Annotated in this window: 27 protein-coding genes and 1 tRNA gene; 6 read left to right on the plus strand and 22 right to left on the minus strand. The window is 57.7% G+C overall.

Annotated elements, in window-relative coordinates; genetic code table 11:
* Positions 1-103: 103 nt before the first annotated feature.
* Positions 104-382 carry a plasmid mobilization protein gene (locus MQE22_RS09270; RefSeq protein WP_215872388.1) on the plus strand — a complete coding sequence of 93 codons (279 nt, stop codon included), beginning with the start codon at positions 104-106 and terminating at the stop codon, positions 380-382.
* Positions 382-594: a hypothetical protein gene (locus tag MQE22_RS09275; protein ID WP_215872387.1), complete on the plus strand. Its 213-nt coding sequence runs from the start codon at positions 382-384 to the stop codon at positions 592-594. The genes MQE22_RS09270 and MQE22_RS09275 overlap by 1 nt, the downstream gene beginning before the upstream one ends.
* A gap of 366 nt (positions 595-960) precedes the next feature.
* Here MQE22_RS09275 and MQE22_RS09280 read toward each other — a convergent pair whose 3' ends face one another.
* The 20 genes from MQE22_RS09280 to MQE22_RS09375 form a co-directional block, all read right to left on the minus strand.
* Positions 961-1,743 carry a hypothetical protein gene (locus MQE22_RS09280; RefSeq protein WP_255789675.1) on the minus strand — a complete coding sequence of 261 codons (783 nt, stop codon included), beginning with the start codon at positions 1,741-1,743 and terminating at the stop codon, positions 961-963.
* A gap of 216 nt (positions 1,744-1,959) precedes the next feature.
* Entirely contained in the window at positions 1,960-3,015 is a 1,056-nt protein-coding gene (locus MQE22_RS09285; protein ID WP_255789558.1) for an IS5 family transposase, read from the minus strand.
* Between the two features lie 31 nt (positions 3,016-3,046).
* Positions 3,047-4,180, minus strand: a complete 1,134-nt coding sequence (locus MQE22_RS09290; RefSeq protein WP_255789676.1) for a hypothetical protein — start codon at positions 4,178-4,180, stop codon at positions 3,047-3,049.
* A 159-nt stretch (positions 4,181-4,339) separates the two neighbouring features.
* Positions 4,340-4,897, minus strand: a complete 558-nt coding sequence (locus MQE22_RS09295) for a hypothetical protein (protein ID WP_215873227.1) — start codon at positions 4,895-4,897, stop codon at positions 4,340-4,342.
* A gap of 494 nt (positions 4,898-5,391) precedes the next feature.
* Positions 5,392-6,234, minus strand: coding sequence for a hypothetical protein (locus MQE22_RS09300; RefSeq protein ID WP_215873226.1), 843 nt, complete (start codon positions 6,232-6,234; stop codon positions 5,392-5,394).
* A gap of 135 nt (positions 6,235-6,369) precedes the next feature.
* Positions 6,370-7,500: a DUF6538 domain-containing protein gene (locus MQE22_RS09305; RefSeq protein ID WP_226827425.1), complete on the minus strand. Its 1,131-nt coding sequence runs from the start codon at positions 7,498-7,500 to the stop codon at positions 6,370-6,372.
* Positions 7,501-7,603: 103 nt separating this feature from the next.
* Positions 7,604-7,694: transfer RNA gene (locus tag MQE22_RS09310), tRNA-Ser, on the minus strand.
* A gap of 46 nt (positions 7,695-7,740) precedes the next feature.
* Positions 7,741-8,091, minus strand: coding sequence for a PilZ domain-containing protein (locus tag MQE22_RS09315; RefSeq protein ID WP_215873225.1), 351 nt, complete (start codon positions 8,089-8,091; stop codon positions 7,741-7,743).
* The gene (locus MQE22_RS09320) at positions 8,088-9,053 is read right to left on the minus strand and encodes a DNA polymerase III subunit delta' (protein WP_215873224.1); all 966 of its coding nucleotides are present in this window, start codon (positions 9,051-9,053) and stop codon (positions 8,088-8,090) included. The genes MQE22_RS09315 and MQE22_RS09320 overlap by 4 nt, the downstream gene beginning before the upstream one ends.
* A complete protein-coding gene (gene tmk, locus MQE22_RS09325) occupies positions 9,046-9,690 on the minus strand; it encodes a dTMP kinase (RefSeq protein ID WP_226827424.1) in 645 nt (214 codons plus the stop codon). The genes MQE22_RS09320 and tmk overlap by 8 nt, the downstream gene beginning before the upstream one ends.
* Positions 9,683-10,690, minus strand: coding sequence for an endolytic transglycosylase MltG (gene mltG, locus MQE22_RS09330; protein ID WP_255789677.1), 1,008 nt, complete (start codon positions 10,688-10,690; stop codon positions 9,683-9,685). Before mltG ends, tmk begins: the two co-directional genes overlap by 8 nt.
* A complete protein-coding gene (pabC, locus tag MQE22_RS09335; RefSeq protein WP_215873222.1) occupies positions 10,687-11,550 on the minus strand; it encodes an aminodeoxychorismate lyase in 864 nt (287 codons plus the stop codon). The genes mltG and pabC overlap by 4 nt, the downstream gene beginning before the upstream one ends.
* 6 nt (positions 11,551-11,556) lie before the next feature.
* Positions 11,557-12,798 (minus strand): beta-ketoacyl-ACP synthase II, encoded by a 1,242-nt coding sequence (gene fabF / locus MQE22_RS09340; protein WP_215873221.1) that lies wholly within the window; start codon positions 12,796-12,798, stop codon positions 11,557-11,559.
* Positions 12,799-12,831: 33 nt separating this feature from the next.
* Positions 12,832-13,080, minus strand: a complete 249-nt coding sequence (gene acpP / locus MQE22_RS09345; protein ID WP_215873220.1) for an acyl carrier protein — start codon at positions 13,078-13,080, stop codon at positions 12,832-12,834.
* A gap of 81 nt (positions 13,081-13,161) precedes the next feature.
* Positions 13,162-13,902 (minus strand): 3-oxoacyl-ACP reductase FabG, encoded by a 741-nt coding sequence (fabG, locus tag MQE22_RS09350; RefSeq protein ID WP_215873219.1) that lies wholly within the window; start codon positions 13,900-13,902, stop codon positions 13,162-13,164.
* Positions 13,902-14,837, minus strand: coding sequence for an ACP S-malonyltransferase (gene fabD / locus MQE22_RS09355; RefSeq protein WP_215873218.1), 936 nt, complete (start codon positions 14,835-14,837; stop codon positions 13,902-13,904). The genes fabG and fabD overlap by 1 nt, the downstream gene beginning before the upstream one ends.
* A 36-nt stretch (positions 14,838-14,873) precedes the next feature.
* On the minus strand, positions 14,874-15,815 hold the full coding sequence (locus MQE22_RS09360) for a beta-ketoacyl-ACP synthase III (RefSeq protein WP_255789678.1): 942 nt from the start codon (positions 15,813-15,815) through the stop codon (positions 14,874-14,876).
* A complete protein-coding gene (plsX, locus tag MQE22_RS09365) occupies positions 15,815-16,840 on the minus strand; it encodes a phosphate acyltransferase PlsX (RefSeq protein ID WP_215873216.1) in 1,026 nt (341 codons plus the stop codon). The genes MQE22_RS09360 and plsX overlap by 1 nt, the downstream gene beginning before the upstream one ends.
* Positions 16,841-16,864: 24 nt before the next feature.
* Positions 16,865-17,050: a 50S ribosomal protein L32 gene (rpmF, locus tag MQE22_RS09370; RefSeq protein WP_215873215.1), complete on the minus strand. Its 186-nt coding sequence runs from the start codon at positions 17,048-17,050 to the stop codon at positions 16,865-16,867.
* 23 nt (positions 17,051-17,073) lie between these two features.
* Complete coding sequence (locus MQE22_RS09375; protein ID WP_215873214.1) at positions 17,074-17,541, minus strand: YceD family protein; 468 nt, start codon at positions 17,539-17,541, stop codon at positions 17,074-17,076.
* Positions 17,542-17,726: 185 nt separating this feature from the next.
* Between MQE22_RS09375 and carA the strand changes: the two genes are divergently transcribed.
* From carA to MQE22_RS09395, 4 genes are read left to right on the plus strand one after another with little or no spacing between them, the layout of a single operon-like run.
* Positions 17,727-18,869, plus strand: coding sequence for a glutamine-hydrolyzing carbamoyl-phosphate synthase small subunit (gene carA / locus MQE22_RS09380; protein WP_226827422.1), 1,143 nt, complete (start codon positions 17,727-17,729; stop codon positions 18,867-18,869).
* Positions 18,856-22,080: a carbamoyl-phosphate synthase large subunit gene (gene carB, locus MQE22_RS09385; RefSeq protein ID WP_215873212.1), complete on the plus strand. Its 3,225-nt coding sequence runs from the start codon at positions 18,856-18,858 to the stop codon at positions 22,078-22,080. The genes carA and carB overlap by 14 nt, the downstream gene beginning before the upstream one ends.
* A gap of 6 nt (positions 22,081-22,086) precedes the next feature.
* Entirely contained in the window at positions 22,087-22,563 is a 477-nt protein-coding gene (greA, locus tag MQE22_RS09390) for a transcription elongation factor GreA (protein WP_215873211.1), read from the plus strand.
* A 32-nt stretch (positions 22,564-22,595) separates the two neighbouring features.
* The gene (locus MQE22_RS09395; RefSeq protein WP_226827420.1) at positions 22,596-23,450 is read left to right on the plus strand and encodes an undecaprenyl-diphosphate phosphatase; all 855 of its coding nucleotides are present in this window, start codon (positions 22,596-22,598) and stop codon (positions 23,448-23,450) included.
* 25 nt (positions 23,451-23,475) lie between these two features.
* On the opposite strand, the gene MQE22_RS09400 is transcribed toward MQE22_RS09395, so the two are convergent.
* Both MQE22_RS09400 and MQE22_RS09405 read right to left on the minus strand, forming a co-directional pair.
* Complete coding sequence (locus MQE22_RS09400; RefSeq protein WP_215873230.1) at positions 23,476-24,666, minus strand: MFS transporter; 1,191 nt, start codon at positions 24,664-24,666, stop codon at positions 23,476-23,478.
* Positions 24,667-24,703: 37 nt separating this feature from the next.
* Positions 24,704-25,645: a heme o synthase gene (locus MQE22_RS09405; RefSeq protein WP_215873210.1), complete on the minus strand. Its 942-nt coding sequence runs from the start codon at positions 25,643-25,645 to the stop codon at positions 24,704-24,706.
* Positions 25,646-25,647 lie beyond the last annotated feature (2 nt).

Raw genomic sequence — 25,647 nt, forward strand, 5'->3', positions numbered from 1 at the left:
CGACCTGGCCGGCCGTAAATACACGAGTAAGCAGACCTCTTGATTGTTCTTGCATTCCTTCTACAATGTCCATGTGCTGGTCATGAACAGAAAGGAGTAGAGCATGGCAACTGCAAGCGAACGTATCCCGGTCCTGGTTACCCCACAGGAAAAGGCTCTGATTTCCAAGATGGCCCAGGATGCCCATATGTCGATGGGAGAGCTCCTCCGCCGGGCCGCCTCGTCCTTTCGTCCAAATGAGGAGGAAGAGATTCTGGAGGGGATGATTGGTCAAATACTTAAGACGAGCGCCCAGGCCAATGCCGCCATCGATGAAGCGTTGGCCTTCGTCGAAGACTCCGAACGGCGGATCGCCGCCATGGAATCCGGACGAACCCGCTGATGGCGATTACCGACAAGATGTGGGATGCCCTGAGCACCGTGATCAAGATGAATGATCGGGTGGAGGGTTTGGCGAGCACGGTAAAACGGCAGCAGGAAAAAATAGAGAATCTCACCGAGCGGGTCATTCGCCTGGAAACTGCCTTGGAAATCGCCCTGTCAAACCCGTCGCGCATCCGTAGCGGAGTACCCCGTTTAAAACACGAGGAGTAATGCGGACATTTCGCAAGAAGTCGAAAGAATTTTCAGGGCAGATACTATGCGGATTTGGCGGAGAGGGTGGAATTCGCCCGTTTCACCAAATATCCAAAACTTATTCAATGAGTTGCGAACAACCGCCTTGACCAGATAGTTACAGTGATTAGTTACAAATACAGTATCAAGCCCCAACTATCAGAAGCGTACGATGTTATCAACATTACTGGTGCCAGTCAGTGTCAAGCAATGACCAGGTATCAGACTCCTCCCGACATCATCAATCCTTCGAAAGTCCTTCCAACCTCTGTAAATCAGCCTGGATAAACGTCTCCAAGGCAGCGTTTGCAGTCATTCACGCACCCAATAGAGACGGACAAGTAATTACAAAATTTGGAAGTAGGGATTTCGAGCAGGCTTTCTTATAGCGTGGAATGAACGCCACTTTGCCTCAAAGGCTGACGCGTCATGACACCTATCCAGAAGAAACATTAGCCACGGGATACTGACAAATAAGCTATCGAATAGCCATGGACGACCCGCATGATGAAACGTTGCCAATTGGAACTCCAGGGTGCGCAGTTTATTGAGCGCAATATTAACAGCATTAATTTTTTTAACGGCGGCAGATGTTCCTTGATCAGACATTACCCCAAAATTAGTTTGCATAAAAGCTTGCAAAAAAGACCCTGTGTTCAACGGATCTTGCAATGTTCCCCAATCTAGGAGTGAAACCGAGATTCTAACCACGCGCCGACCATGAAATTCAAGCTTCGTACCGTCACTGAAGTAGAGTACCTCGTTCTGGCGAAGATATAGCTCGTGTCGCCCGCTTTGTATTTGGGATTCAAACATTGACTTAAGATCGGTGAGTATTTCCAGAACATCTCCAGAAAAGCTTGCTCGAGTTAGTATTTTCTTTTTTACTTCCAGGAAAAAAATATATTCGTTGGTCTCTAGAACGATATCGCACTCGTACCTTTCGCCTGATACTTCGTAGAATCCAGGTGCCACGACAGGTTGCAACCCATGTTGTATATATAAATTCGAAACCAACTGCTCTGCCGCAGTTCCTACTTTCTCATCTATATGAGTGTCGTAACTTCGAATGGCATCTGTAAGTGCTATATAGAAACCCAAAGCAGATATAGAAGGCGCGATAAGCAACCTGTTTTGGTTCTGCCCTGCGACTAGTGGTCTAAAATTTAAATTGCAGTGAATGATGTCATTCGGTTTAACAGACTGCTGAAAAACCGAGCGATAAAACTGACGATTCTTCGGTTTTTATCAAAAATGACTGCCTGAATGCGCCTCTGGGCGGGTTTTCTGCGATTTTCCTAGTCACTTTTCTCGATTTACCGCATTCTGGGCGCAGCGCTCCCATCATGCCACCCCCAGTCGTGCCATGCGCACCAGATTGTAGGCAGTGGAAACCAGGGTGAAGTGCAGACCTACACGATCCAGACCACGGAATCGCGTTTTGCGCATCCCGCCCACGGTCTTCATCCAACCGAAGATCGATTCAATCCGCTTGCGCACGCGGATGCTGATGGTATACCCGACGTGACGAGTGGTGCGTCCATCAATCGCCGAACCTTTGCATTTGCGCGCCACATGGGGCGTGACGTTGCGGTCACGTAGATTCCGCACAAATTCGTGCCGGTCATAGCCCTTGTCGGCTCCCAGAGTAATGCGATCAGCACCGCCCAGTTCGTCGAGGAGCTGCACTGCAGCATCCACCTCTGCCGTACCATCCGCCTTGGTGACCTGCTCTCCAGCAATCAACCCATGCCGATTGTCCATCAGCACATGCCCCAGATAGGCCAGCCGCGAAGCCTCTCCTGAGGCCTTCTTGTAGAGGCGGCAGTCGGGGTCGGTCACCGAGGCATGGGTGTCATTACTTCGCTTCTGCCCACGGAAATCGGAGCCATCGCCCTGCCGATCCTCGGGGTCTTTGGGCTGAAAGGATTTCTGCGATGCCCAGGCTTCCAGCAAGGTGCCATCCACAGAGAAGTGTTCCTCGGAAAGGAGTCCTTGGTTGCGTGCCTGCTCCACGACCGTCTGGAAAAAGCGCTGCACCGTTCCGTTGTCCAGCAAGCGGTCTCGGTTCTTGGTGAACACCGTCGGCACCCAAATCGGGGCATCCATTCCCAAGCCCACGAACCAGCGGAACAAGAGATTGTAATCGAGCTGCTCCATCAGTTGGCGTTCCGAGCGGACGCTGTAAAAGACCTGCAAAAGCAAAGCGCGGAGCAGGTGCTCTGGAGGAATCGAGGGCCGGCCAAGGTCCGAATAAATCTGGTTGAAGTGTCCGTCGAGTTCAGCCAAAGACCGGTCCACGATCACCCGGATAGCACGTAGGGGATGATCTGCCGGCACACGATCCTCCGGGGATAGATAACTGAACAACGCACCTGTCTCTGCCTTGGCTCCACGCATGATCGAATCTCTCCGTGCCCTGTCCCGCCAATTATACCACGGACTTTTTCAGCAACCTGTTAAAGAATTCTGTATTCAACTGCGTCGGATCATGCGTGAACTGATCCAGCATAGCCTTAATAACAGCATTTGATAGATTTGTTGATTCTCTAATTTTCCGAAAGGTAAAAGAGTGACAGGGCCTCGTGTCTGGGCCAAAAATAATTTTTGCTAACACAAGAGCATCCGCCACAGTCCATCCCAATTCCCGCTTCATCTCAGCCTGGTCTACAGCCTTAAAGAGCGTCTCTAACATAACGAACAAATCAATAGGCCGGAGTTGCTCAAAACTAAAACAAGCGTCGCCTACCACGGCATCTTGCAACGCTTCTATCAACCTAGTAGGACTTACCATCGCGACTTCTACGCCGCTGTAAGGCTCGAGGTCTAGGGTAGCTACGATATCCTTGGATAACTCTAACAAAGACTCGAATCGCTCTTCGCTTTGCATTTCCGGAACTGCAGGCTTGAGGTGCTTGGCAGCAAGGTTTAACAGGTAGCCCCAGGGGATTTCCAGAGGCTTATCTTCTCTAACCGCCATTGCAAGATGCCTTATTATGACATATCGGCCTCTCTCCAGATAGGGATAAAGTCGTTCGAAAATCCGGCGAATGAGAGGCCATCCACCGTATGCGCTAACTGCTGCGTCCATGATTTGGCAGGCTCGTTCAAGTTCCCCGCTAACCCATGTGACATGACCGTCATTAGCATGGAATTGATAACCTTGGCCTTGCAGCCGTCGAATAGCACTAAGGACCGCATCTTGTCTAGCGTAAATCGGCACTTGCTCGGTAATGTTGAGGCCTGGCTGTTCCATTAATAGCAATCCTATAGCTACAGCTATTTGCCAGTCAGGGCTTTGGTCTGGTTCGTGAATGTATGGATCAGATATACCAAATAATATGGTGCGCACGACTTTATAATAAGGATAATCCCAGCCTTCAAATTCGCCTTGCAGATACAATACCCGAGCGAGATCATGTAGCCCTATACATGTAGAGGTTGGTTTTTTTAAACTAATCCGCTGCCGTACCAACTCATATAGAGTGCTCGATCTGTTAAATCTCAGACCTTCCAGTATGATGTCGTTGCGAAGAAGAAATCCGGCAATATCATTAACGCGCATCTGATCTACTATATGTAGAAAATTCTGAATAATCTTATTTGTTATCACGATATTTTTACAAAAAATAGTTAACCATCAAGATTTTGTCGGTGAACTAACTCGCCAATATAACCGGTAAGCGCACAACACAATTCAGAATATTACAAGTAGCCATCAATTTTATATACCATCAATAAAAGACGCCTCTTCTTTGCTTAAGTTGATAATTTCTTTTTTTATTTCTTCTCTAAATTTATTGAATGTACCGTAGAAGTTATTTATAACAATTTGTTGCCTTTTATCAATATCGTTTTCAGCTCTAAGCAGATTTATAATTATCATTATTTCTCCAAATATTCCCTCAAAATCTTTTCCATCCCATATTGCCATGTTATTCTCATATCTATATTTCATCAAGTTTTCAAAACATCTCTCCGCTCTATCTAATGCATTATATTTTAGCAAGTCATACGAAGTATAGGAAACAATAGATCGTTCTATATAATATCCGATCTTGCCAACAAGCTTATTTGTTTCATATATAACATTTATCTTTCTTTCGTATGATATTCTTCGTTGATAGGATAGCTCAGAAATCTTTCCTGATAATATTTCTACTTGTACCTTTGTTTTATTAGCATTATCACTGGATTCTCTCACTGACTTGTAGCTAACGTAAGCAGCAATTACTGTGACTGTAGGGGAAATAATCAAGCCTAATGTTTCTAATAACTGCATGACAAAAAACCTTTGTTGAGACGGAGAATCGCCGTGCTCAGTATGCCTTTTCGCGCGTCCTTGCGCTGGCGATTGGATGATTGTGCCCCGGACGTCCTCGTTCTGGTCATCGGCGCACCGTACAGCCCTCGTTGGGGCGCAGACGGTGCACTCGCCCCCCACTGACTCGACGGCCACCATGCGGCACAGCACGCGCCTGCACTCCCAGCCTTCGGCGGATGCAGTACACCGCGTGGCCTGCCGGGGAATACTCGCCCTCGCGTCGCTCTCCCGGCGAGTAGCGATTGTACTTATAGAATCTAGGCCAGTTAAACAATCGCTTTTATTCCTAACCATACTTGCCTAACCGATCAAGGCACGAGTATTACTGATAGAAGAAGTTTGGCGCAACCCAGCGTCCGCTTCCAGTCTGCTGCAGCCCTATCCCCTTTAGCCGTTCGGAGGCCTCTCTAGGCTTTCATCGCCTCCAGCTCAACAGTTAGGCGATTTACCCGCTATGTCAAGGACGATTCCAGGGCAGACAGTTTTTTGGTTGCCCAGGACTCCGGCAGATACAGTAGGGTGCCGACCTGTTTGAGCCCGTCCCAGCGGCTCCCGGGCGTCTGTTGGGCCCAGTATAGCTCAATACTATCCCGGAGGGTGTCGGGCCAGTCTTCCGCGTGAGCCACCTGTAATAGGCGATGCGTCAGAAGTGCGCCCAGGTGATCATCAGCGAAATACAGACCCAGGGTGCCAAGATACTCGCCCTCCGCAATCTGGTAACCGCCAGGCCGGCAGGCAATCTCCAGAGGTCCGCGAATAAACTCACAGAGTGCTTCAAAATCCCGACGCTTGCGCGCATGGGCCTCGACTTCGATCCAGTCCATACCCCCAGATAAAGAGCCAGGAAGATCAAAAACTGCCCCGTCTGGAATCTTCCCAGCAATCTCAATCTGTGGCGTTCGCCGGGTCAGAATCTCATATTCCGTCCAGACCCGCCCCCCTTCCAGCATTCGTTGAAGGATAATATTGTTGGCAAGACTGCGGTGCCGTACATTGCCTAAGCGAAAGTCGAGCCCCGACTTTGCCGGGACGGTAGGCCGGAAGCTTTTTAGGTAACCCACTCCGGCAGGACGCAGCACATAAGCCGACCCGCCGCCGTCGATGACCCAACGCAGCAACAGGCCTTTTTCCTGGGCTTTGCCAAGCAGCCGCTGGCCAAGCTTTTCTCTGGTCGCTGCGGTACTACTCCCCGGCCAAAGGATGCGGGTGATCTGGTCGCGGGTCAGCCAGCCAAAGCGGCTGACCGCTTCGAGGCCGTCGAGAAGGTTGGCTTGGTGTTGCGCATGGGTATCCATGCCCAATATAGCAACCCCTTCGTCGCTCCTGGCCGATAGATCGGCAGTGCCCCCCAACCCTGCCCTTGTGTCCGTGGGGAGGCACTGTACCGACCCTCAACTTTTGAGGGGTCGGGGCGCCGCTGCGCCCTCCCCTCAGATGCGGGCATGGTAGCCCCCTCCCCCGGCACTCGTGGTGATGCCGAAGAGGCCTTGCGGGGAGAAGATCCGGGCCAGTTCCGCTTGGGTGAACGATCGGCGCTGGGATTCAGGGGCCAAACCTTCCTTGGCCGCAAAGCGTTTGTAGTCGAATCCTGAAAATGGGTTTTTCTCCAGCAATTCGTCCTTGACGGCAATGGAGAATACGGCGCCGACGAGCGTTCCCTTCTTTTCGAGGGTCTTGGCACTGTTGCCCCGCTGATCCCGTTCGTGGCGTAGCCAGTCGGTGACCTGGGCGCGGGTCAGGGTGGCGGGGGTGGCTTTCGGGAGATAGATGGACAACGCCTGCACCAGGCGCTGCATCTCGAAGTCGGTGCGGGGCTTGCGCGGGCAATCCTGGCGCCAGTGGTCGAGCAGTTCCTGCCAGCTGAGGCCCGAATTACGAGTGGTGGCGGGGTTGGTAGGGGCGGCAGGCTCCCAGACGGCCGGCAAGGGAATATCCTCGGGGGTCAGCTTGGGTTGCACCAGCCGGCCGGCTTGCCGCTGGGCCAGGATGTCGTAGCCTTCTTGAAACGCGGGGAGCACGTCTAAAACCAGTTGGCGCTCTTCTGCCGCACTGACAGCCAGTTGATATCTCTTGCCCACCAACAGCCCGCGAATGACGGGTAGGAAAGGCTCGGGCTGCCCTCTTGCCAAGGCTTGGGCGATCTTGGCCTGCACCTCCTGGATATTCTCCTGGAGTTCCTGGTATTCCTCCTCGTCGATTCCCTCCCGGCGCCAGGCAAGGTCGGCTTCGAGGCTGGAAAGCCACAAGGCCCGCAGACCGGAGACCAGTGCCGGGGTGACTTGGGTGATGGGTTTGAGGGGATGATGGGGGGCTTGGGAAGCATAGCGCTGAAAGGCTTCGGCGTAGTCCTCTTGCTGGTCGATCTGCTGGCGCAGGCTGTGGAATTGCTGATCCACCTGCAGGGCCAGCAGGCGCCCCTGACTGACCGCCTGGCGATAGTCTTTACCGAGGGAACGCTTGATCTCGCGCTTGCCGACAGCGGCCCGTAACGGCTCGGGGACGACGATGCGAAAAACGTATCCGTGGGGGATCTTGTAACAGTTGCTGGGCAGGGCGGGCATCACCTTCTCCTCGTCCCGCTCGCTCCGCTTTGTACTAGCTTTTTGTACTAAAATCGTTCCTGAATGCCTTGATATTATTGATATTCAGAACATTAGCACAAATTGGCGGAGAGGGTGGGATTCGAACCCACGGTACCCTTTTGGAGTACACAGCATTTCCAGTGCTGCACCTTCGGCCGCTCGGTCACCTCTCCGTAGGGGCGGGAGTGTAGCCTAGTTGCGCGATGCAAGCAATCGAGGTTAGAAGGCCAGGATCTCGCGCTTCTGTCCCTTGGGCAGGCTGGCAATGATGCTTTGGATACGGGTCAGGATTCCAGAACGATCGTTGGTGAAACGAATGCCGATGGCTGGCGGATGACCTTCACGGTTTTCCTTGGGCATGATCCAGATCACCTTACCTTGCAGCGGGGTACGCTGGCCATTGTCGGGCAACGTGATCATCAATAGCACGTCGGTCCCCATGGGCAGCAGGTTCGGGGTTTCGATCAGTATTCCTCCACCTCGTACCTGCGGCAAAAAATAGCGCTGCACCGACTCGGCATCGCGCAGTACCACCGAAAGCGCACGGGCACTGGAATCCAATGTACTCATTCTTCTCTTTCTCCCCAAAACCAGCACCAGAGCAGGCGCTCCAGACGCATGGGTATCTGTAGATTCTGGCGCAGATCAACAGCGAGACGCAACCAAGCCTGGCACTCTTTCCATAACTGCGTTGGCGACCGACTCGCGGCCCGCGTCGAAAGCGCTTGCGCCCACAAAGGGGCTTCCAGACCGTGTTGTAGTCGAAAAATTTGCGTATACAAGCCCAACATCAACTCTCGCAGCAACAAGACGCGTTCTTCCTCCTTGCTCCACTGCCCCACCAGCCGCCATAACAACTCGAGTCGCGGTGTTTTGCTGAGCAATTGCGTCTGCGCCTCCTGCAGCTCTGGCCAGACGCCGCTGTTGACGAGTTCCAGAGCACGCGCTGGGCGATCGGCATAGCGCTGGGCAAGGTTGTCCACATCAGCAGCATCGACTCCCTGTGCGCGAAGATAACGGGCACAGGCGTCAACTTCATGCGGAGGTGACTCGAGGCGCTGGCAGCGCGAACGAATGGTCGGCAAAAGTCGCACAGGTGCAGCGCTCAGCAACAGTATGCGGGCACGTAGCGGGGGTTCTTCCAGACCCTTGAGCAGTGCATTGGCTGCTGCCATGCTCATCTGTTCTGCAGTGATGATCCGCAGCACCCGTAAGGGACCAGACTGCGGGGTGTAAGCCAGGACGTCCAACGCTTCGCGTATTTGCTCGATGCCCAGAGTCTTGCCATTACTTGCCTGCAGATTCAGGTAGTCTGGATGATTTCCCGCATCCAGCAACTGACAGGAAGGGCAACTACCGCAGGCCTCCTCAGCAGCCCGATGACAAAGCCAGAGGCGCACGAGTCGTTCCGACCACGCAGCCGCGAGGCTATCCGCCGCCGCCTCGAGCAGCAGCGACTGCGGAAGCGCCCGAGCACGATCCGAGCCCAGCCAGGCCGGTGCGCTAAAATAGGAGATCGCTGCGTTATCCATGATGCGATTGGCGTGGGGGTATCCGCGCCAGCAAAGCCTCCCGTAGCTGCTCCTGGACCTGTGCCAGGGGCTGACTGGCGTCGATGCGGTAAAAACGCTTTGGCATCTCCATGGCCCGCTGCGCAAAAGCGGCTTGCGCCCGGCGGAAGAAGTCGATGCTCTCTCGTTCCATGCGATCGGGCCGACGATCGCGAATGCGCTCAGCGGCAACCTGGGGATCGATATCGAGCCAGAACGTCAGATCTGGCTGACGCAAAATACCGGCCCAGCGCGAAAGCTCCTCGATACGCGCAAGGGCTACCCCACGCCCGCCACCCTGATAGGCAACAGTCGAATCCTCGTAACGATCACAGAGCAGGACCTTGCCCGCCGCCAGCGCCGGCAGGATACGACTGCGCAGGTGATCCCGCCGTCCGGCATAGAGCAGCAGCAGCTCCTCTTCCACATCCAGTTGCAGGTCAGGATTGAGAAAGATGGCGCGCAGGGCTTCACCCAGTGGCCCACCACCCGGTTCACGACTGCGCTCCACGGTGTAGCCGAGTGCCTCGATCTGCTCGGCAAGGAAAGGCAGGACGGTACTCTTGCCAGCCCCTTCTATCCCTTCGAGAGTGATGAAAAATCCCGATTCCTTAGTCATTTTTGACACCCGCCTGAAGGTAGCGTCGGATCTGCTGCTGATGTTCCGCAAACCCTGCTGAGTAGTGATATTCGTTGCCCTTGGCGATGAAGTAAAGGTCATCGCCAACCGCCGGGTGCAGAACCGCCGCCAGGGCCTGCTGCGACGGCATGGCGATCGGAGTTGGCGGCAGGCCACTATGCAGATAGGTATTATACGGACTTTGCACCTGCATCTGCGCCGGCTGGAGATGACCATCATAGGCCTTGCCCAGCGCATAGATTACCGTGGGGTCGGATTGCAGCGGCATTCCTATCCGCAAGCGGTTGAGAAAGACGGCGGCAATGCGTTGTTGCTGCGCCAACGGCGCACCTTCACGTTGCACAATGGAGGCCAGAATCAGCGCCTGATAGGGGCCGTGCAGTGGCAGATTGGGCGCACGCTCCGCCCACGACTGCCGCAGGGTCTGCTGCATGGCCTGGGCGGCCTGGCGCAGCAGAGTCAGGGCCGGTTCACCGGGCACGTAGCGATAACTCTGCGGCAGCAGGCAACCCTCGGCATTCTGTCGTGTGGCTGCCATCGGTCCCAGCAATCTGGGCAATTGTGCTGCCTTGGGGATCCCCTTGGCGTCCAGATAGGGGGCGTGCTCCAGTTGTTGCAGCACCTGCGGCAGATTCATTCCGGGTACGATGGTAAACAGCAGCGGCCGCGAGCGCCCAGCCCGCAAGGTCTCGAGCACTTCTGCCATACTCACCCGTCCGCGAAACCTATAGAGGCCGGCGTGTAGAGGCGGGCGCCCCTCCACCTGCCAGAGGAGTCGGAACAGCATGGGGTTCGGCAACAAACCCTTTCTGTGCAGCTCCCGAATACTCGCATCAACGCTGGCTCCCAAGCGGATGGGTACCTCCGTCCCCGGTGCTGGCAACGCAAAGGGGCGGTAGAGGCCCCATAGTGCCCAGCCGAGCAGCGCGAAAATCGTGAAGAGGAGAAGCAGGGCCAGGCGTGGCAACCAGGATCTCACGTTGCCTCCGGGAATAATCCCAGCTCACGGTGCCAAGCCGCCAGACGCTGCGCCAAGCTACCCGCAGCGCCGGGGAGACTGCGATCTTGCCATCTTTGCACCGGCCAGAACCCAATCAGACTGTTACAAAAGAGGATTTCTTCTGCCTCTGCCAGCGCAGTTGGCGTTTCTCTTACGGTCTGTACGGCAAGTCCCCAGCCTTCCGCCTGGCGTAGAATTGCATCCCGTTGAATTCCACGGATTCCGCCATCGTGCAGATCCGGGGTATAAAGCGTGTCCCCGCGACGCCAGAGGACGTTGCTTTGGATACCCTCGCGCAGGTATCCCTGTTGGTCGCAGAGTAGCGCCTCTTGCCAGCCCTCGGGCAAAGCGCGCCGTGCCATGATTTGATTGAGACGATTCAGAGACTTGAGCGCCAAGTAGGGCGCACCGCATTGCAGGGGGACCGTGGACAAACCCGCGCAGATGCCCTCCTGCCAATAGGTTTTGGATCGAGTGGGCCAATCCTGCAGAAGGAAAACGATCTGTCCAGTGCTCTCCCGCGGGGTGGCGTAGCCTTGGCCATCCCGGCGGAACAACAGGATCTTCAGTACCAGACGCCGAGATGTCGCAATAAGAGGGGACCCCTCCAGCAGTTCCTGCCAATGGGCCAGCAGTGTGGCAACGTCCGGGACGGCAATTCCCAAAACCGCGGCACCCTGGCTCAGCCGATGCAGGTGCTGCTGCCAAAATAAAGGTTGCGAGGAAATGACGGCGATGGTCTCGAAGAGTCCATCGCCATACTGTAGGGCACGTGCGAAGGGGAGCGAGTACGCAGGGTCCTGGAAGACGCCATCGACACTGCAGGCGAGGACCGTCACAGGTCCTCAGTCGTGGAACTTGCGGAATACGAGAGTGCTGTTGGTACCACCAAAACCGAAGGAATTACTCAACGCAACCTCGATAGACTGCTGCCGGGCCACGTTAGCGACATAATCCAGATCACAGCCCGCGCTCGGCTGTTCCAGATTGATGGTGGGCGGCAGGATACCGTTGTGGATCGCCAGCGTGGTAAAGACCGCTTCAATTCCACCGGCGGCGCCGAGAAGGTGCCCAGTCATGGACTTGGTCGAACTCATCGCGAGCCTCTTGGAGTGCTCGCCAAATACCGCTTTGACCGCTTCGGTTTCGGCCAGATCACCCAGCGGCGTCGAAGTACCATGAGCATTGATGTAGTCCACGGCATCCGCTGGCAGGCCTGCATTGCGTAGGGCTACCTGCATGCAGCGCGCAGCTCCCTCGCCCCCACTGGCGGGTTGCGTCATGTGATAGGCATCAGCACTCATCCCGTAGCCCACCACCTCGGCATAGATTTTCGCGCCACGGCGTTGTGCGAACTCGAGTTCTTCCAGAACCAGAATGCCGGCACCCTCAGCCAAGACAAAGCCGTCACGCCCCTCGTCCCAAGGGCGACTCGCCTTCTCCGGAGCATCATTTCGGGTCGACAACGCCCGGGCAGCAGAAAATCCTCCCAATCCGAGAGGACTGATGGCAGCCTCCGCACCACCAGCGATCATCACATCGGCATCACCGTACTCGATGAGCCGTGCCGCGTCACCGATGGAGTGCGTTGCAGTCGAGCAGGCAGTCGCCATGGCAATGTTCGGGCCCTTCGCCCCATACAGTATCGATACATGACCAGACACCATGTTGACGATACAGCGCGGGATGAAGAATGGGGAAATGCGCCGTGGCCCATTCTCGGTCACCACGGAATGCTCGGACTCGATGCCTGGCAGGCCACCAATACCACTGCCAATGGAAACACCGACGCGTTCGGCAATTTCCGGAGTAATCTTGAGCCCCGAGTCTTCCATTGCCTCCATGCTGGCGGCGAGGCCGTAATGGATGAACAACTCCATTTTGCGGGCTTCTTTGACGGGCAAATACTGGCCGACATCGAAGCCTTTCACTTCACCGGCGATCTGCGAGGCATAGGCCTCCGGATCGATGCGCGTGACCCGGGCAATGCCACTGCGGCCGTGGACGATGCTGTCCCAAGAGGCGGCCAGACCAATCCCGACCGGAGAAACGATCCCCAAACCGGTAACCACGACACGTCTTTTCAACGCAGGCACTCCAAACCGAACGGAGAAATGATCTCAGGCATCCTGCTTGGGCAGATGCGCGCTGACGTAGTCGATGGCCTGCTGCACCGTAGAAATCTTTTCGGCCTCTTCGTCGGGAATTTCGCAGTCGAATTCTTCCTCGAGGGCCATCACCAACTCGACGTTGTCGAGGGAATCGGCACCCAGATCGTCAGCGAAGGACGCTTCGTTGGTGACCTCATCTTCATTCACACCCAGTTGCTCGACGACCACTTTCTTTACACGTGCTGCGATATCATCCATGGGAGAAACTCCTCAGTTGGTAAAAATTATTTTCGGCGGAATTGGACCACAGCTGGCGCGGTCCTGTAAAGGAAAAAGGCATCATCCCATCCACAAACCGCCATTCACCTGCAGGGTTTCACCGGTGATATAGCTAGCTTGCGCAGAGGCCAGGAAGGCGACGGCGGCGGCCACATCCTGCCCACTACCCAGGCGACCAGCGGGAATCTGCTGTAATAAATGCTCACGCTGTGCCTCGTTCAGGGCGGCGGTCATATCGGTGGCGATGAAACCTGGGGCGACACAATTGACGGTGACTCCGCGCGCCGCGACCTCGCGCGCCAGGGCGCGGCTGAAGCCCATGACCCCCGCCTTGGCAGCGGCGTAATTGCTCTGCCCAGCGTTCCCCATCATCCCCACCACCGAGGTGATACTGATGATGCGCCCAAATTGCGCCTTGATCATGTCGCGCACACAGAGCCGACTGAGGCGGTAGACTGCGCGCAGATTGGTCTGCAGCACCCGGTCCCAGTCCTCGTCCTTCATACGCAAGAGCAACTGATCGCGGGTGATCCCGGCATTGTTCACGAGGACGCTGGGGGCCCCCAGCTCGGCCCGGATCTGCGCCAACGTGGCATCCATGGCGGCGTCATCGGTCACATCGAGAACATAGCCGCGCCCCCGCTCCCCCAGTTTTTCACAGAGGGCCTCTGCCCCTGCGGCACTGGTCGCGGTGGCGGCAACCTGGGCACCGAGGCTGCGGAATTCTTCGACCAGCGCGGCGCCAATGCCCCGGCTGCCGCCGGTAATCAGTACCACCTGCCCGTCCAGCGCATGGCTCATCAGAGATCCTCCAACGCGGTGACGAAACTCTTCTCGTCATCGAGAGACAGCATGCGCAGACTCGGTTCGATGCGCTTGCCCAACCCCGACAGGACCTTACCCGGGCCCATCTCGACAAAGGTGGTGGCCCCCTGCCGGGCCAGAAAGCGAATACTCTCGGTCCAGCGCACCGGGGAAAAGATCTGCCGACGCAGTGCTTCGCGAATGGCCGCCGGCTCGCGATGACTTTGTGCGTCCACATTATGCACCAGCAGCGCATTGGGACTGCGGAATTCTACCTTGGCGAGATCGCTGGCAAACTGCTCGGCGGCCTCGGTCATCAACGAACAGTGACTGGGGACACTGACTGGCAAGAGCACGACCTTCTTCGCCCCGGCATCCTTGGCCCGCTCGCTGAGCCGCTCGACGGCAGCGCGCTGTCCGGCCACAACGATCTGCCCCGGCGCATTGAGATTCGCAAGCTCTAGGACCTGGCCTTGCGCCTCGCGCTGACACAGCGCGCGCAGATCCTCTTCGCTGATCCCGAGAACCGCAGCCATCGCCCCTTCGCCCTCGGGCACGGCGTTTTGCATCAGTTCGCCGCGGCGTGCAACCAGCCGGAGGGCGTCGGCAAAGTCCAGACTGCCGGCGACCACCAAGGCGGTATACTCGCCCAAGGAGTGACCGGCGACGAAGTCGGGACTGGAGCCGCCCTCCTCCTCCCAGGCGCGGAACATGGCATAGCCTGCAGTGAGCATCAGCGGTTGGGTCCAGCGGGTCTGATTCAGCTCCTCGACCGGACCTTCCTGCGCCAACTGCCAGAGATCGCGATGCAAGAGGTCAGAGGCCTCGGCAAAAATCTCTCGCAGCACCGGGCGGTTGGCACTGATAGCGGCGAGCATGCCGATGGACTGCGATCCTTGACCCGGAAAAACAAAGGCAATCGAACCCTGCACTATAGTCTCCTTGATGCGAAGTTGGTGGCTGTACGCTCAGGTCCAGCGTAGCAGCGCCGAGCCCCAAGTAAAACCACCGCCAAAGGCCTCCAGCAGCAGCAGCTGACCCGGGCGGAAACAATTGCGTTGCACGGCATGATCCAGCGCCAGAGGTACCGAGGCGGCCGACACGTTGCCGTGCTTGCCCACCGTTACCACCACCCGCTCCATGGGCAAGGCGAGCTTTTCTGCGGTGGCCTGGATGATGCGGATATTGGCTTGATGCGGTACCAGCCAGTCGATATCGCTGCTCTGCAATCCATTGGCAGCGAGGGTCTCCTGCACAATGTCGCCGAGCGTGCGCACAGCCATACGAAATACCGCATTGCCCTGCATCGTCAAGTGGCTCTCCGCTTGCGGCACCTGTAACAGCTCGGCATAGCGCCCATCGGCATGCAGGTGGGTGGAAAGAATGCCGGGCTGTTGCGCTGCCCTGAGAATCACGGCACCCGCGCCGTCACCAAAGAGGATGCAGGTACTGCGATCCTGCCAATCGACGATGCGCGACATGGTTTCCACGCCAATGACCAGCGCCGTTGTCGCGGCACCGCTGCGCAGAAACTGGTCGGCGGTAGCCAATGCGTAGATGAATCCGGTACAGACCGCCTGCACATCGAATGCGGCCGCCCCTTGGTTGCCCAGGCGGGCCTGCACCAGACAGGCGGTACTCGGAAAAATCTGATCCGGCGTCGTGGTCGCCACGATGATCAGGTCTATGTCAGTCGCTTGCAACCCGGCAGCAGCAAGGGCGCGCTCGGCGGCACGGGTCGCCATGTCGACACTGCCTTGCCCTTCCGCTGCCAGATGTCGCGAATGAATCCCGGTGCGCGCGACGATCCATTCGTCACTCGTGTCCACCCAGGTGCTGAGCTCGTGGTTATCGAGCACCCTTTCCGGCAGATAAGAACCGGTGGCAATCAACTGACTGTAATTAGGCATCAGGCGCTGTTACGAATCACTTGCGCCAAATCGTCTTGTACCACTTTGGCGATCTCCAAGGTGAGGCGGTGACGGGCCTCGGCGATGGCCACTTCCACGGCACGGGCAAAGGCCAGACGATCGGCGTTGCCATGACTCTTGATGATGATGCCATTCAGGCCAAGCAAAGTTGCACCGTTGTACTGCCGCGAATCGAGCCGGCGTCGCAGTTTTTGCAGGATAGGTCGATTGATGAGATAGGCCATGCGCCCATACAGTCCCTGCGTGTAACTGGCGCGGAGTTCTTGCCGCACCATGGCTGCCAGGCCTTCAGAGGTCTTGAGGAAGACATTGCCGACGAAACCATCGCAAACCAGAACATCACAACCGTCTTGGTATATCTGAGAGCCTTCCACATTGCCAATGAAGTTCAGATGACTCTGCCGCAGCAAAGCACTGGCAGCCTTCACCAGTTCGTTACCCTTGATTTCTTCCGAGCCGATGTTGAGCAGCCCAACCCGCGGCCTTTGCGTTCCCGTCACCTGTGCAAAAAGAATGGACCCCATTACCGCAAACTGCAGCAGATGCTCCGGGTGACAGTCCACATTTGCTCCCAGATCGAGAGCCAGCACCCGGCCCTTGCGGGTAGGCAGAAAGGCGGCAATTGCCGGACGGTCGATCCCAGGGATAGTACGCAGGAAGACCTTGCCCAACGCCATGAGCGCACCGGTGTTACCCGCGCTGACAACCGCATCGACCTGCCCCTCGCGCAACAAACCGATCGCCACGTGCATGGACGAATCACGCTTGCCGCGCAATGCCTGGGAGGGCGCCTCGTCCATCCCGACGACTTGGCTGGCATGCCGGATCTGCACCTGCTCCGTATCCCTGAGGCGGCTGCGCTGCAGTTCCCGGCGGAGAGTCGCCTCATCTCCGACCAGATGAAACTGCACATCTGGATAGTCCTTCACCAGGCCAGCGAGGGCGAGCAGGACCGTGCGCGGTCCTGAGTCGCCACTCATGGCATCAACGGCAATCTGCGGCAATGGAGTTCAGACCGGAGAATTCGTTCAGGCTTCTACGGATTTGCGCACCATCTCGCGCCCTTTGTAGTGACCACACTCCGGGCAGACGTGGTGGGGCAGCTTGCTCGCTCCGCAGTGATCGCAGGTCGACCGGTTGCTTGCCGTCAAGAAATCGTGGGCGCGGCGCATGTCGCGCTTGGATTTGGAGGTTTTACTCTGGGGAACTGCCATGATCTCGCTTCTCCATCAACAAACTACTGATTCGCACCGAGGCTTGGCACCTCGATTCCAGACACCGGACAAATGCCGGATGACCATTCCATACAACGTGGCAGGAGTGGGAGCGCCAATAACGCCTCCTCCTCCAGCCAATCCTGAACTGCTAACTTTCCATCCGCAGCCATCACCAGCTCGCGCTCGGCGTCGATGGCTGCCAGGGCCCCTTCCGTGTCCGCCACACCCACTCGCACGTCCTGGCGGATGTCGCAGGGCATATCGCCCAGACAGCGCTCACAGCGTAGCAGCCCCTGCAACCGCAGCTCACCGTCGACCAACAATACCCGACCGCGCCGTTGCAAGCGCAAATCCACAGTCACCAAATCGAGCCGCTGCACCGCTTGCAGCAAGCGGGCCCAGCGGGCAAAATCGGGCTCTCCAAGCAACTGATCCCCCGCCTCGGAAACTCGGGAAATCAGCAAGGTAGAAACGTGCGCCGCAATCATGAGGGCGGCATATTACCGAGGCTCATGGCGGGAGTAAAGCAGTTTTCTACCCTCAACTCAATCACGTTGGGAGTTTTCCCGAAGTTTGACCCAGTTGGGCAGGGTTATTTAGAATGTCTGGAATACATGGGAGGCATCTGCCCTCCCATTTTTGCATCTTCAATTCTGGCAACCTGGGGTGGGATTTGGACGCAGTCCTGGCATTGGCCGATGGGCGTATCTTTCACGGCGCGGGATTCGGCGCTACTGGCTTGCGTGCGGGCGAGGTCTGCTTCAATACGGCGATGACCGGGTATCAGGAGATCCTTACCGATCCTTCTTACCGCGGGCAGCTCATCACCCTGACCTATCCTCACATTGGCAATGTCGGCATCAATTCGGAGGATGCCGAAGGTCGCGAGATCTTTTGCGCCGGCCTCCTGCTGCGCACCCTACCGCGGGCAGCGAGCAACTGGCGAGCGCAAGAAGAACTCGACACTTATCTGCGGCGTCACGGCATTCCGGGCATGGCGGAATTCGATACCCGCGCGCTGACCCGTCATTTGCGCGAACACGGCGCCCAGAACGGGGCCATTGCCGTGGGTAACGACCTGGATATCGAGCAAGTCCTGGCGGCAGCACGCGCCTTTCCCGGCCTCGAAGGGGCCGATCTGATCGGCGAGGTAACCGCCGGCGAACGGCAGGAGTGGACCCGCCGCAGCCCCAGCCCTGCAAACGATTATGTCAGCCAGGAATCGGCGTCGACGACCCATCATGTAGTAGTCGTAGATTTTGGTGCCAAGCGGAATATTCTGCGTCTCCTCGCCGACCGTGGATGCCGCGTGACCTTGTTGCCACCGCAGAGCAGCAGCGCGGAAATCCTCGGTGTCGGCGCCGATGGTGTCCTGTTCAGCAATGGTCCGGGCGATCCTGCAGTGCTGACCCAAGCGCAGAACACGATGCGGGCAGTCGTCGAGGCGGGCATCCCTACCTTCGGTCTGTGTCTCGGCCATCAGTTGCTCGGACTCGCCCTGGGCGGCAAAACGCAGAAGATGAAATTCGGGCACCATGGCGCCAATCATCCGGTCCGTGATCTGCGCAATGGTCGCGTCCTCATCACCAGCCAGAACCACGGCTTTGCGGTGGCGGCGGAGTCCTTGCCGGACAGCGTCGAGATCACCCACGTCTCCCTCTTTGATGGCAGCCTGCAGGGGATGCGTCACCGCCATCTTCCCGCCTTCTCTTTCCAGGGGCATCCGGAAGCCGGCCCCGGCCCGCATGATGCCAGCATCATTTTTGATGAATTTGTCGCCAGTTTTGCCACAAGGAAAAGCCATGCCCCGGCGTGAGGATCTGCGCAGTGTACTGATCATCGGTGCTGGCCCCATTGTCATAGGTCAGGCCTGCGAATTCGATTATTCCGGCGTGCAGGCCTGCAAGGCCCTGCGCGAAGAAGGCTGCCGGGTGATTCTGGTCAATTCCAATCCAGCCACCATTATGACCGATCCGCAGACCGCAGATGCCGTCTACATCGAGCCGGTGGAGTGGGAGACGGTGGCGCGCATCATCGAGCGCGAACGGCCCGACGCCCTGTTGCCCACTATGGGCGGGCAGACGGCGCTCAATTGTGCCCTCGATTTGCACCGCGAGGGGGTCCTCGACCGCTTTGGCGTGCAATTGATTGGTGCCAGCATTTCCGCCATCCGCGAGGCCGAGGATCGCGGTCTCTTCAAAAAGGCCATGGAGGAAATCGGCCTCGAGGTTGCCCGCTCCGCCTTCGCGCATCAGCTCGATGAGGGCCGGGAAATTGCCGATACCATTGGTTACCCGGTCATCATTCGGCCTTCCTTCACCCTTGGTGGCACCGGCGGTGGTGTGGCCTACAACCGTGAAGAATTTGAGGAAATCGCGGTGCGTGGCCTGGAAGCCAGTCCCACCCATGAAATTCTCGTCGAAGAATCGGTGATCGGTTGGAAAGAGTTCGAGATGGAGGTGGTGCGCGACCGCGCCGACAATTGCATTATCATCTGCTCCATCGAAAACATCGACCCGATGGGCGTGCATACCGGCGATTCGATCACCGTGGCCCCAGCCCAGACCCTCACCGACCGCGAATACCAGACCATGCGCGACGCCTCCATTGCCGTGCTGCGGCGCATTGGCGTCGACACCGGCGGCTCCAACGTGCAGTTTGCCGTCAATCCGCGCAATGGCCGGATGCTGGTCATCGAAATGAACCCTCGGGTTTCGCGCTCTTCCGCCCTGGCATCGAAGGCAACGGGCTTCCCGATTGCCAAGGTCGCCGCCAAACTGGCCCTGGGCTATACCCTGGACGAACTGCGCAACGACATCACCCAGGCCACCCCGGCCAGTTTCGAGCCCAGTATCGACTATGTAGTGACCAAGATCCCACGCTTTGCCTTCGAGAAATTTCCCGAGGCCGACCCGCACCTGACCACCCAGATGAAGTCGGTCGGGGAAGTCATGGCCATGGGGCGCAGTTTCCAGGAGTCGCTGCAAAAGGCCTTGCGCGGCCTGGAAACCGGGATGGACGGGCTGAATGAACTGGATACCAAAAACTGGACTACCGCGCAGATCGAGCAGGCCCTGCGCAACCCGGGTCCCGAACGCCTCTGGCAGACGGCAGACGCCTTCCGCCTCGGCTGGACGCTTCCGCGCATTCACGAACTGACGCAGATCGATCCGTGGTTCCTCGAGCAAATCGCCGAGCTGCTGAACATGGAAAATGACCTGCGTGGTCGTGCCGTGGCAAGTCTGGATAAAGCGGAGCTACGGCGTCTGAAGCGGATGGGTTTTTCTGACCGACGCCTGGCGCAGCTCCTCGGCTGTCGCGAGGCAGCATTGCGCGAACATCGTCACAAGCTGGGCATCCGTCCCGTGTATAAGCGGGTAGATACCTGTGCCGCCGAGTTCCATTCGCCTACCCCGTACCTCTACTCCACCTACGAGGACGAGTGCGAGGCGCAGCCCAGCGAGCGCAAAAAGATCATGATCCTGGGCGGCGGACCTAATCGGATCGGCCAAGGGATCGAGTTCGACTATTGCTGCGTGCATGCGGCCATGGCTATGCGCGAGGATGGCTACGAAACGATCATGGTCAACTGCAACCCTGAGACGGTCTCCACCGATTACGACACCTCCGATCGCCTCTATTTCGAGCCACTCACCCTGGAAGATGTGCTGGAAATCGTGCAGATCGAAAAGCCCGAAGGGGTCATCGTCCAGTTTGGTGGGCAGACCCCACTCAAACTCGCCAACGATCTTTCGGCGGCAGGCGTACCGATCATCGGCACCAGCCCGGACTCCATCGATCTGGCGGAAGACCGCGAACGCTTCCAACAACTGTTGCAGCGCCTGCAATTGCGCCAACCGGAAAATGCCATCGCCCGCAGCGGCACCGAGGCCCTTGCCCATGCGCGCTCCCTCGGGTACCCCTTGGTCGTGCGGCCCTCCTACGTGCTCGGCGGCCGCGCCATGCGCATCGTCTATGCCGAGGATGACCTGGAGCGCTACATGCAGGAAGCGGTACGGGTGTCCGAAGATCAGCCGGTGCTGCTTGATCGCTTCCTGAACAACGCCCTGGAAGTCGACATCGACGCCGTTGCCGATGGGGAACGCGTACTGGTGGCCGGAATCATGGAGCATATCGAGCAGGCGGGCGTGCACAGCGGGGACTCGGCCTGCTGCCTGCCGCCCTACTCGCTGCCGAGCGCCATACAGAGCCAATTGCGGCAGCAGACCGAAGCTCTGGGCAAGGCCCTAGGGGTGGTCGGATTGATGAACTGTCAGTTTGCCGTGCAAGGATCGGATATCTACGTCCTAGAGGTGAATCCCCGTGCGTCGCGCACGGTGCCCTTCGTTTCCAAGGCGGCAGGCATCCCTCTGGCCAAGATTGCGGCGCGCTGCATGGCGGGCAACACGCTGGCCCAGCAGGGGGTGGAAGAAATCACCCTCGGGCAGCACTTTAGCGTCAAGGAAGCGGTCTTTCCCTTCCTCAAATTTCCTGGGGTAGACGTGCTTCTCGGCCCAGAGATGAAGTCTACCGGCGAGGTGATGGGTATCGGGAGCAGCTTTGGCGAGGCCTTCCTCAAGGCGCAGATCGCCGCCGGCGAGCACTTTCCGCGGCAAGGCACGGTGTTTTTGAGCGTGCGCGACGCCGATAAGGAAGGCATCATCCCGGTCGCCCGCGAATTGCACGGCCTCGGCTTTTCTCTGCTCGCTACCCGGGGCACGGCCCAGCATCTCGAACGTGCGGGTCTCCGTGTCGCCGCGGTCAACAAGGTGACCGAGGGGCGTCCGCACATCGTCGATGCGATCAAGAATGGTAAGGTGCAGATCATCATCAACACCGTCGATGAGCGCCAATCGGTGCGCGACTCCTTCAGTATTCGTCGCGCCGCCCTACAGATGGGCCTCACCTACTACACCACCCTGGCTGGCGCCACAGCCGGTACTGCCGCCCTTGCTGTCCTGCTCAGTCAGGAGCGCAGCGTCGTTTGTTTGCAGGATCTGGCCAGCCAGTCCCCTTTCCAGAGGTAAGCTATCATGAGTGACAAGATTCCGATGACCGTCGTCGGCGCAGAGCGCTTGCGCGAAGAACTACAGAGACTCAAGAGCAAGGATCGCCCAGCGGTGATCGAGGCTATTGCCGAGGCGCGCGCCAAGGGAGATCTCTCCGAAAACGCCGAGTACGATGCAGCCAAAGAACAGCAGGGCTTCATCGAAGGACGCATTCGGGAGATCGAGGACTTCATCGCCCGCGCGCAAATCATCGATCCCAAATCACTCAATGCTGGCGACCGCATCGTCTTTGGTGCAACGGTTGAGCTCGAGGATCAGGATGGGCAAACCATCACTTATCAAATCGTCGGCGATGCCGAAGCCGATATCAAGGAAAACAAAATTTCCATCAGTTCCCCTGTCGCCCGCGCCCTGATCGGCAAACACGAAGGGGATAGCATCGAGGTCAACGCTCCCGGTGGTACCCGCGAGTACAGCATCCTCGCGGTCCGCTATATCTGATCCGCAGTACGATCATGCCCTACGGGGCGTCCATGGGAAACGAATCTATGCTCCATCATTTCTACCTGTTTCTACTGGCTGCCTTGCAGGGCGTGACCGAGCTCTTCCCGATCTCCAGCCTCGGCCACAGCATCCTCGTGCCAGCCCTGTTCCGCTGGCCCATCAATCGCGATGCCTCGTGGTTTCTGCCCTTCATCGTTGTCTTGCACTTGGGCACGCTGGTGGCACTGCTGAGTTTTTTCTGGCGCGATTGGGTCGAACTGATCGGCGCCTTTCTGCGCGATCGGGGGCGCCCACGCAGTGCCGAAACCCGGCTTCTGTGGCTCTTGATCCTGGCGAGCATACCCGCCGGCCTGCTCGGCCTTGCCCTTGCCCATCGGATCAAAGACCTCTTTGGCGGCTTTGGTTTTGCCGCAGTCGCTTTGATGGTGAACGGCGTCCTGTTGATCTGGGGGGATCGCCTGCGCGCCCGGGAGCCTAGCCATACCCTGGAGAAACTCAGTTGGGGGCGCGCCCTGATCATCGGCTTTGCCCAATCGCTGGCCCTGATCCCCGGTTTTTCCCGTTCGGGCGCAACCCTGGTAGCCGGCATTGGCGTGGGCCTGGACTATGCCAATTCGGCACGTTTTTCCTTTCTTTTAGCCACTCCCATCATCGGCGCAGCCGGCTTGCTCGAAGTGCCCAAACTCGCCCATCAGCATCTGAGTCATGGACTATATGGTGTAATTGTCCTGTCCGGAATTATTTCCGCGATTTTCGCCTGGTTTTCGGTATGGTTCTTGATGCGCTATTTTCACCAGCACGAGATCAAGGCGCTACGACCCTTTGGGATTTACTGCATTCTCTTCGGCGCCTTTGCTTTGCTCGTGGGAAATGGCGGCCTGTAAGTAGCTTCCCCGAGCTAGAGCGCCATCAAGGGCGCTCTTCAGCAGCCAGCAATTTGTTCATCGCCCCCGCAGCAAAAGCGCTCTGCAGAGCCAAAGCCAGACCCACGACGGTGAGGATATAAAAAACCCCCTGAACGCCAATCCAGCCCAATCCCCATCCACCGACCACACCGCCGGTGAAAATGCCCAAAAACTGCATGAGGGAATACACACCACTGGCAGCGCCACGCTGTTCCGGTGTCGTAGAGCGACTCATCATCGAAGGCAAAATCGCGGAAGCGATGTTGTAGCCGGCAAAGAAGACGATCGCCGCAATGCCTACCGCCCAGAAATACCCGGCGAATATGCCCATGAACAGTGCGCCGAGGGCAATTATGATCCCGCTAAGAGCGAGTACGCGCCGATGCTCCCGGTTTTTCTCTGCATAAATCACCGGATATAGCATGAGGACGATGCCACCGAACATGACGGGAAGATAGACCTCCCAGATTGCCCCCTGGGTCAATTGCGTGGCCCGCAATAATTCCGGTGATAGAACGACGAAACTGGCGCCCAAGACCATCTGCAAAATAAAGATACCGACACTGGCGGCCTGAACCGCAGGGTGAGAGAAAATGCGCAGGGCATCGCGAAAGGAACCCATGCGCCGCTGCTGCCCCTCGGATATGCCAGGAATTACGAAAAACAGAGGCAGAAAAGCCAATACACCGAGGACCGCAGCCCCCCAAAATACCCCCGCAAGGCCAGAAAATCCGTAAATAATGGGTCCCAACGCCATACCCAAAACATAGGCGATGGAAATGCTGCCACCGATGGCCGCCATCGCTTTGGTCCGGTGCGCATCGTCCGTGAGATCGCCGGCGGTGGCTAACAGTACGGAGGAGACCGCTCCTGCCCCCTGCAGTACACGGGCCAAGATCACCCCCCAGATATTATCCGTGAGCGCCCCGAGCACCGACCCCACAATGAAGAGCAGCAATCCAAGCACCAGAACCGGCTTGCGTCCCAGACGGTCCGAGGCGCTACCAAAAGGAAATTGCAGCAGGGCTTGGGCCAGTCCATAGATGCCGACGGCAAGCCCCAGCAGAAAGGGCGTACTGTCACGCATCGAATGGCTGTCGAGGGCAAGCACGGGCATCAACATGAAAAGCCCAAGCATGCGGGTCATGTAGATGAAACTGAGACCAAAAACCGCCTTTTTTTCTTGCCCGGTCATGGGCGGACCCGCGTGCCGCTGGCGCCGCCCCTTTCGTTCAGAAGATGCCATAACTCAACAACGCCTTGCCCACGAGGAGCGCGGTGAACAGGAGGAACAGATAGCTGATGGAAAATGCAAACATCTTGCGCGCGTAAAGGTCCATCTCTGCGCCTTCCGGCAGTCTGCGTAGGCGCAAGGCCATGCCAACAAACCAGGCACCGGCGATCCAGGCAATTCCGCCGTAGACCCAGTCATGGGCAAGGAAGGCCGGCACCAGACTCACCAGCCAGGTCGCCACCGCATAAACCAGGATTTCCTTGCGGGTGCGATCAATCCCATGGGTGACCGGCAACATCGGGATGCAAGCCTTGGCATAGTCACGCCGACAGTAAATGGCCAACGGCCAGAAATGCGCCGGCGTCCAGACGAAGATCAGCGCCACCAGCATCAGCGGCAAAAGATTTACCGAACCCATGACTGCCGTCCAGCCAATCAACGGCGGAAGCGCTCCGGCCAACCCACCCCAGACGATGTTCCACGGCGTGCTGGGCTTGAGGTACAGGGTATACACCACTCCGTAGCCCACCGTACCGAGCAGGGTCAGCGCCAGGGTCAAGGGGTTGGTCCACAGCAAGAGTACCGCAATGCTGACGCCGAGCAGGATCGCGGCATACACCGCAGCGCCCTTGCGGCCAATGCGGCCCTCTGCGAGGGGACGGCGGTGGGTACGCCGCATGTGCTGGTCAAGCTCTGGCTCGACGATCTGATTGAGCACTCCGCCAGCACCTCCCGCCAGGGCGATACCCAGCAGTCCGGCGACTGCTGCGGGCCAGTGCTGAATACCGCTGGGTGCCAGCAACTCGCCAACTGCAGCGGTGAACACGAGCAGAGAGACCACCCGGGCCTTGGCCAGGACCCAGAGATCGCGCAGCAACTGAACGCCTGCACTCGGGCTGGGCAAGAGGAAGGGTGATGAGGTACCGATAGACTTAGGCATTT

The organism is Acidithiobacillus sp. YTS05, from assembly GCF_024396695.1.
GTDB classification, from domain to species: domain Bacteria; phylum Pseudomonadota; class Gammaproteobacteria; order Acidithiobacillales; family Acidithiobacillaceae; genus Igneacidithiobacillus; species Igneacidithiobacillus copahuensis.

Coding starts and splice junctions, on each gene's coding strand:
- MQE22_RS09270 (WP_215872388.1), top strand. CDS start 104: ATGGCAACTGCAAGCGAACGTATCCCGGTCCTGGTTACCCCACAGGAA.
- MQE22_RS09275 (WP_215872387.1), top strand. CDS start 382: ATGGCGATTACCGACAAGATGTGGGATGCCCTGAGCACCGTGATCAAG.
- MQE22_RS09285 (WP_255789558.1), bottom strand. CDS start 3,015: ATGCGTGGAGCCAAGGCAGAGACAGGTGCGTTGTTCAGTTATCTATCC.
- MQE22_RS09290 (WP_255789676.1), bottom strand. CDS start 4,180: ATGCGCGTTAATGATATTGCCGGATTTCTTCTTCGCAACGACATCATA.
- MQE22_RS09295 (WP_215873227.1), bottom strand. CDS start 4,897: ATGCAGTTATTAGAAACATTAGGCTTGATTATTTCCCCTACAGTCACA.
- MQE22_RS09300 (WP_215873226.1), bottom strand. CDS start 6,234: ATGGATACCCATGCGCAACACCAAGCCAACCTTCTCGACGGCCTCGAA.
- MQE22_RS09305 (WP_226827425.1), bottom strand. CDS start 7,500: ATGCCCGCCCTGCCCAGCAACTGTTACAAGATCCCCCACGGATACGTT.
- MQE22_RS09315 (WP_215873225.1), bottom strand. CDS start 8,091: ATGAGTACATTGGATTCCAGTGCCCGTGCGCTTTCGGTGGTACTGCGC.
- MQE22_RS09320 (WP_215873224.1), bottom strand. CDS start 9,053: ATGGATAACGCAGCGATCTCCTATTTTAGCGCACCGGCCTGGCTGGGC.
- tmk (WP_226827424.1), bottom strand. CDS start 9,690: ATGACTAAGGAATCGGGATTTTTCATCACTCTCGAAGGGATAGAAGGG.
- acpP (WP_215873220.1), bottom strand. CDS start 13,080: ATGGATGATATCGCAGCACGTGTAAAGAAAGTGGTCGTCGAGCAACTG.
- fabG (WP_215873219.1), bottom strand. CDS start 13,902: ATGAGCCATGCGCTGGACGGGCAGGTGGTACTGATTACCGGCGGCAGC.
- MQE22_RS09360 (WP_255789678.1), bottom strand. CDS start 15,815: ATGCCTAATTACAGTCAGTTGATTGCCACCGGTTCTTATCTGCCGGAA.
- rpmF (WP_215873215.1), bottom strand. CDS start 17,050: ATGGCAGTTCCCCAGAGTAAAACCTCCAAATCCAAGCGCGACATGCGC.
- MQE22_RS09375 (WP_215873214.1), bottom strand. CDS start 17,541: ATGATTGCGGCGCACGTTTCTACCTTGCTGATTTCCCGAGTTTCCGAG.
- carB (WP_215873212.1), top strand. CDS start 18,856: ATGCCCCGGCGTGAGGATCTGCGCAGTGTACTGATCATCGGTGCTGGC.
- greA (WP_215873211.1), top strand. CDS start 22,087: ATGAGTGACAAGATTCCGATGACCGTCGTCGGCGCAGAGCGCTTGCGC.
- MQE22_RS09395 (WP_226827420.1), top strand. CDS start 22,596: ATGGGAAACGAATCTATGCTCCATCATTTCTACCTGTTTCTACTGGCT.
- MQE22_RS09400 (WP_215873230.1), bottom strand. CDS start 24,666: ATGACCGGGCAAGAAAAAAAGGCGGTTTTTGGTCTCAGTTTCATCTAC.
- MQE22_RS09405 (WP_215873210.1), bottom strand. CDS start 25,645: ATGCCTAAGTCTATCGGTACCTCATCACCCTTCCTCTTGCCCAGCCCG.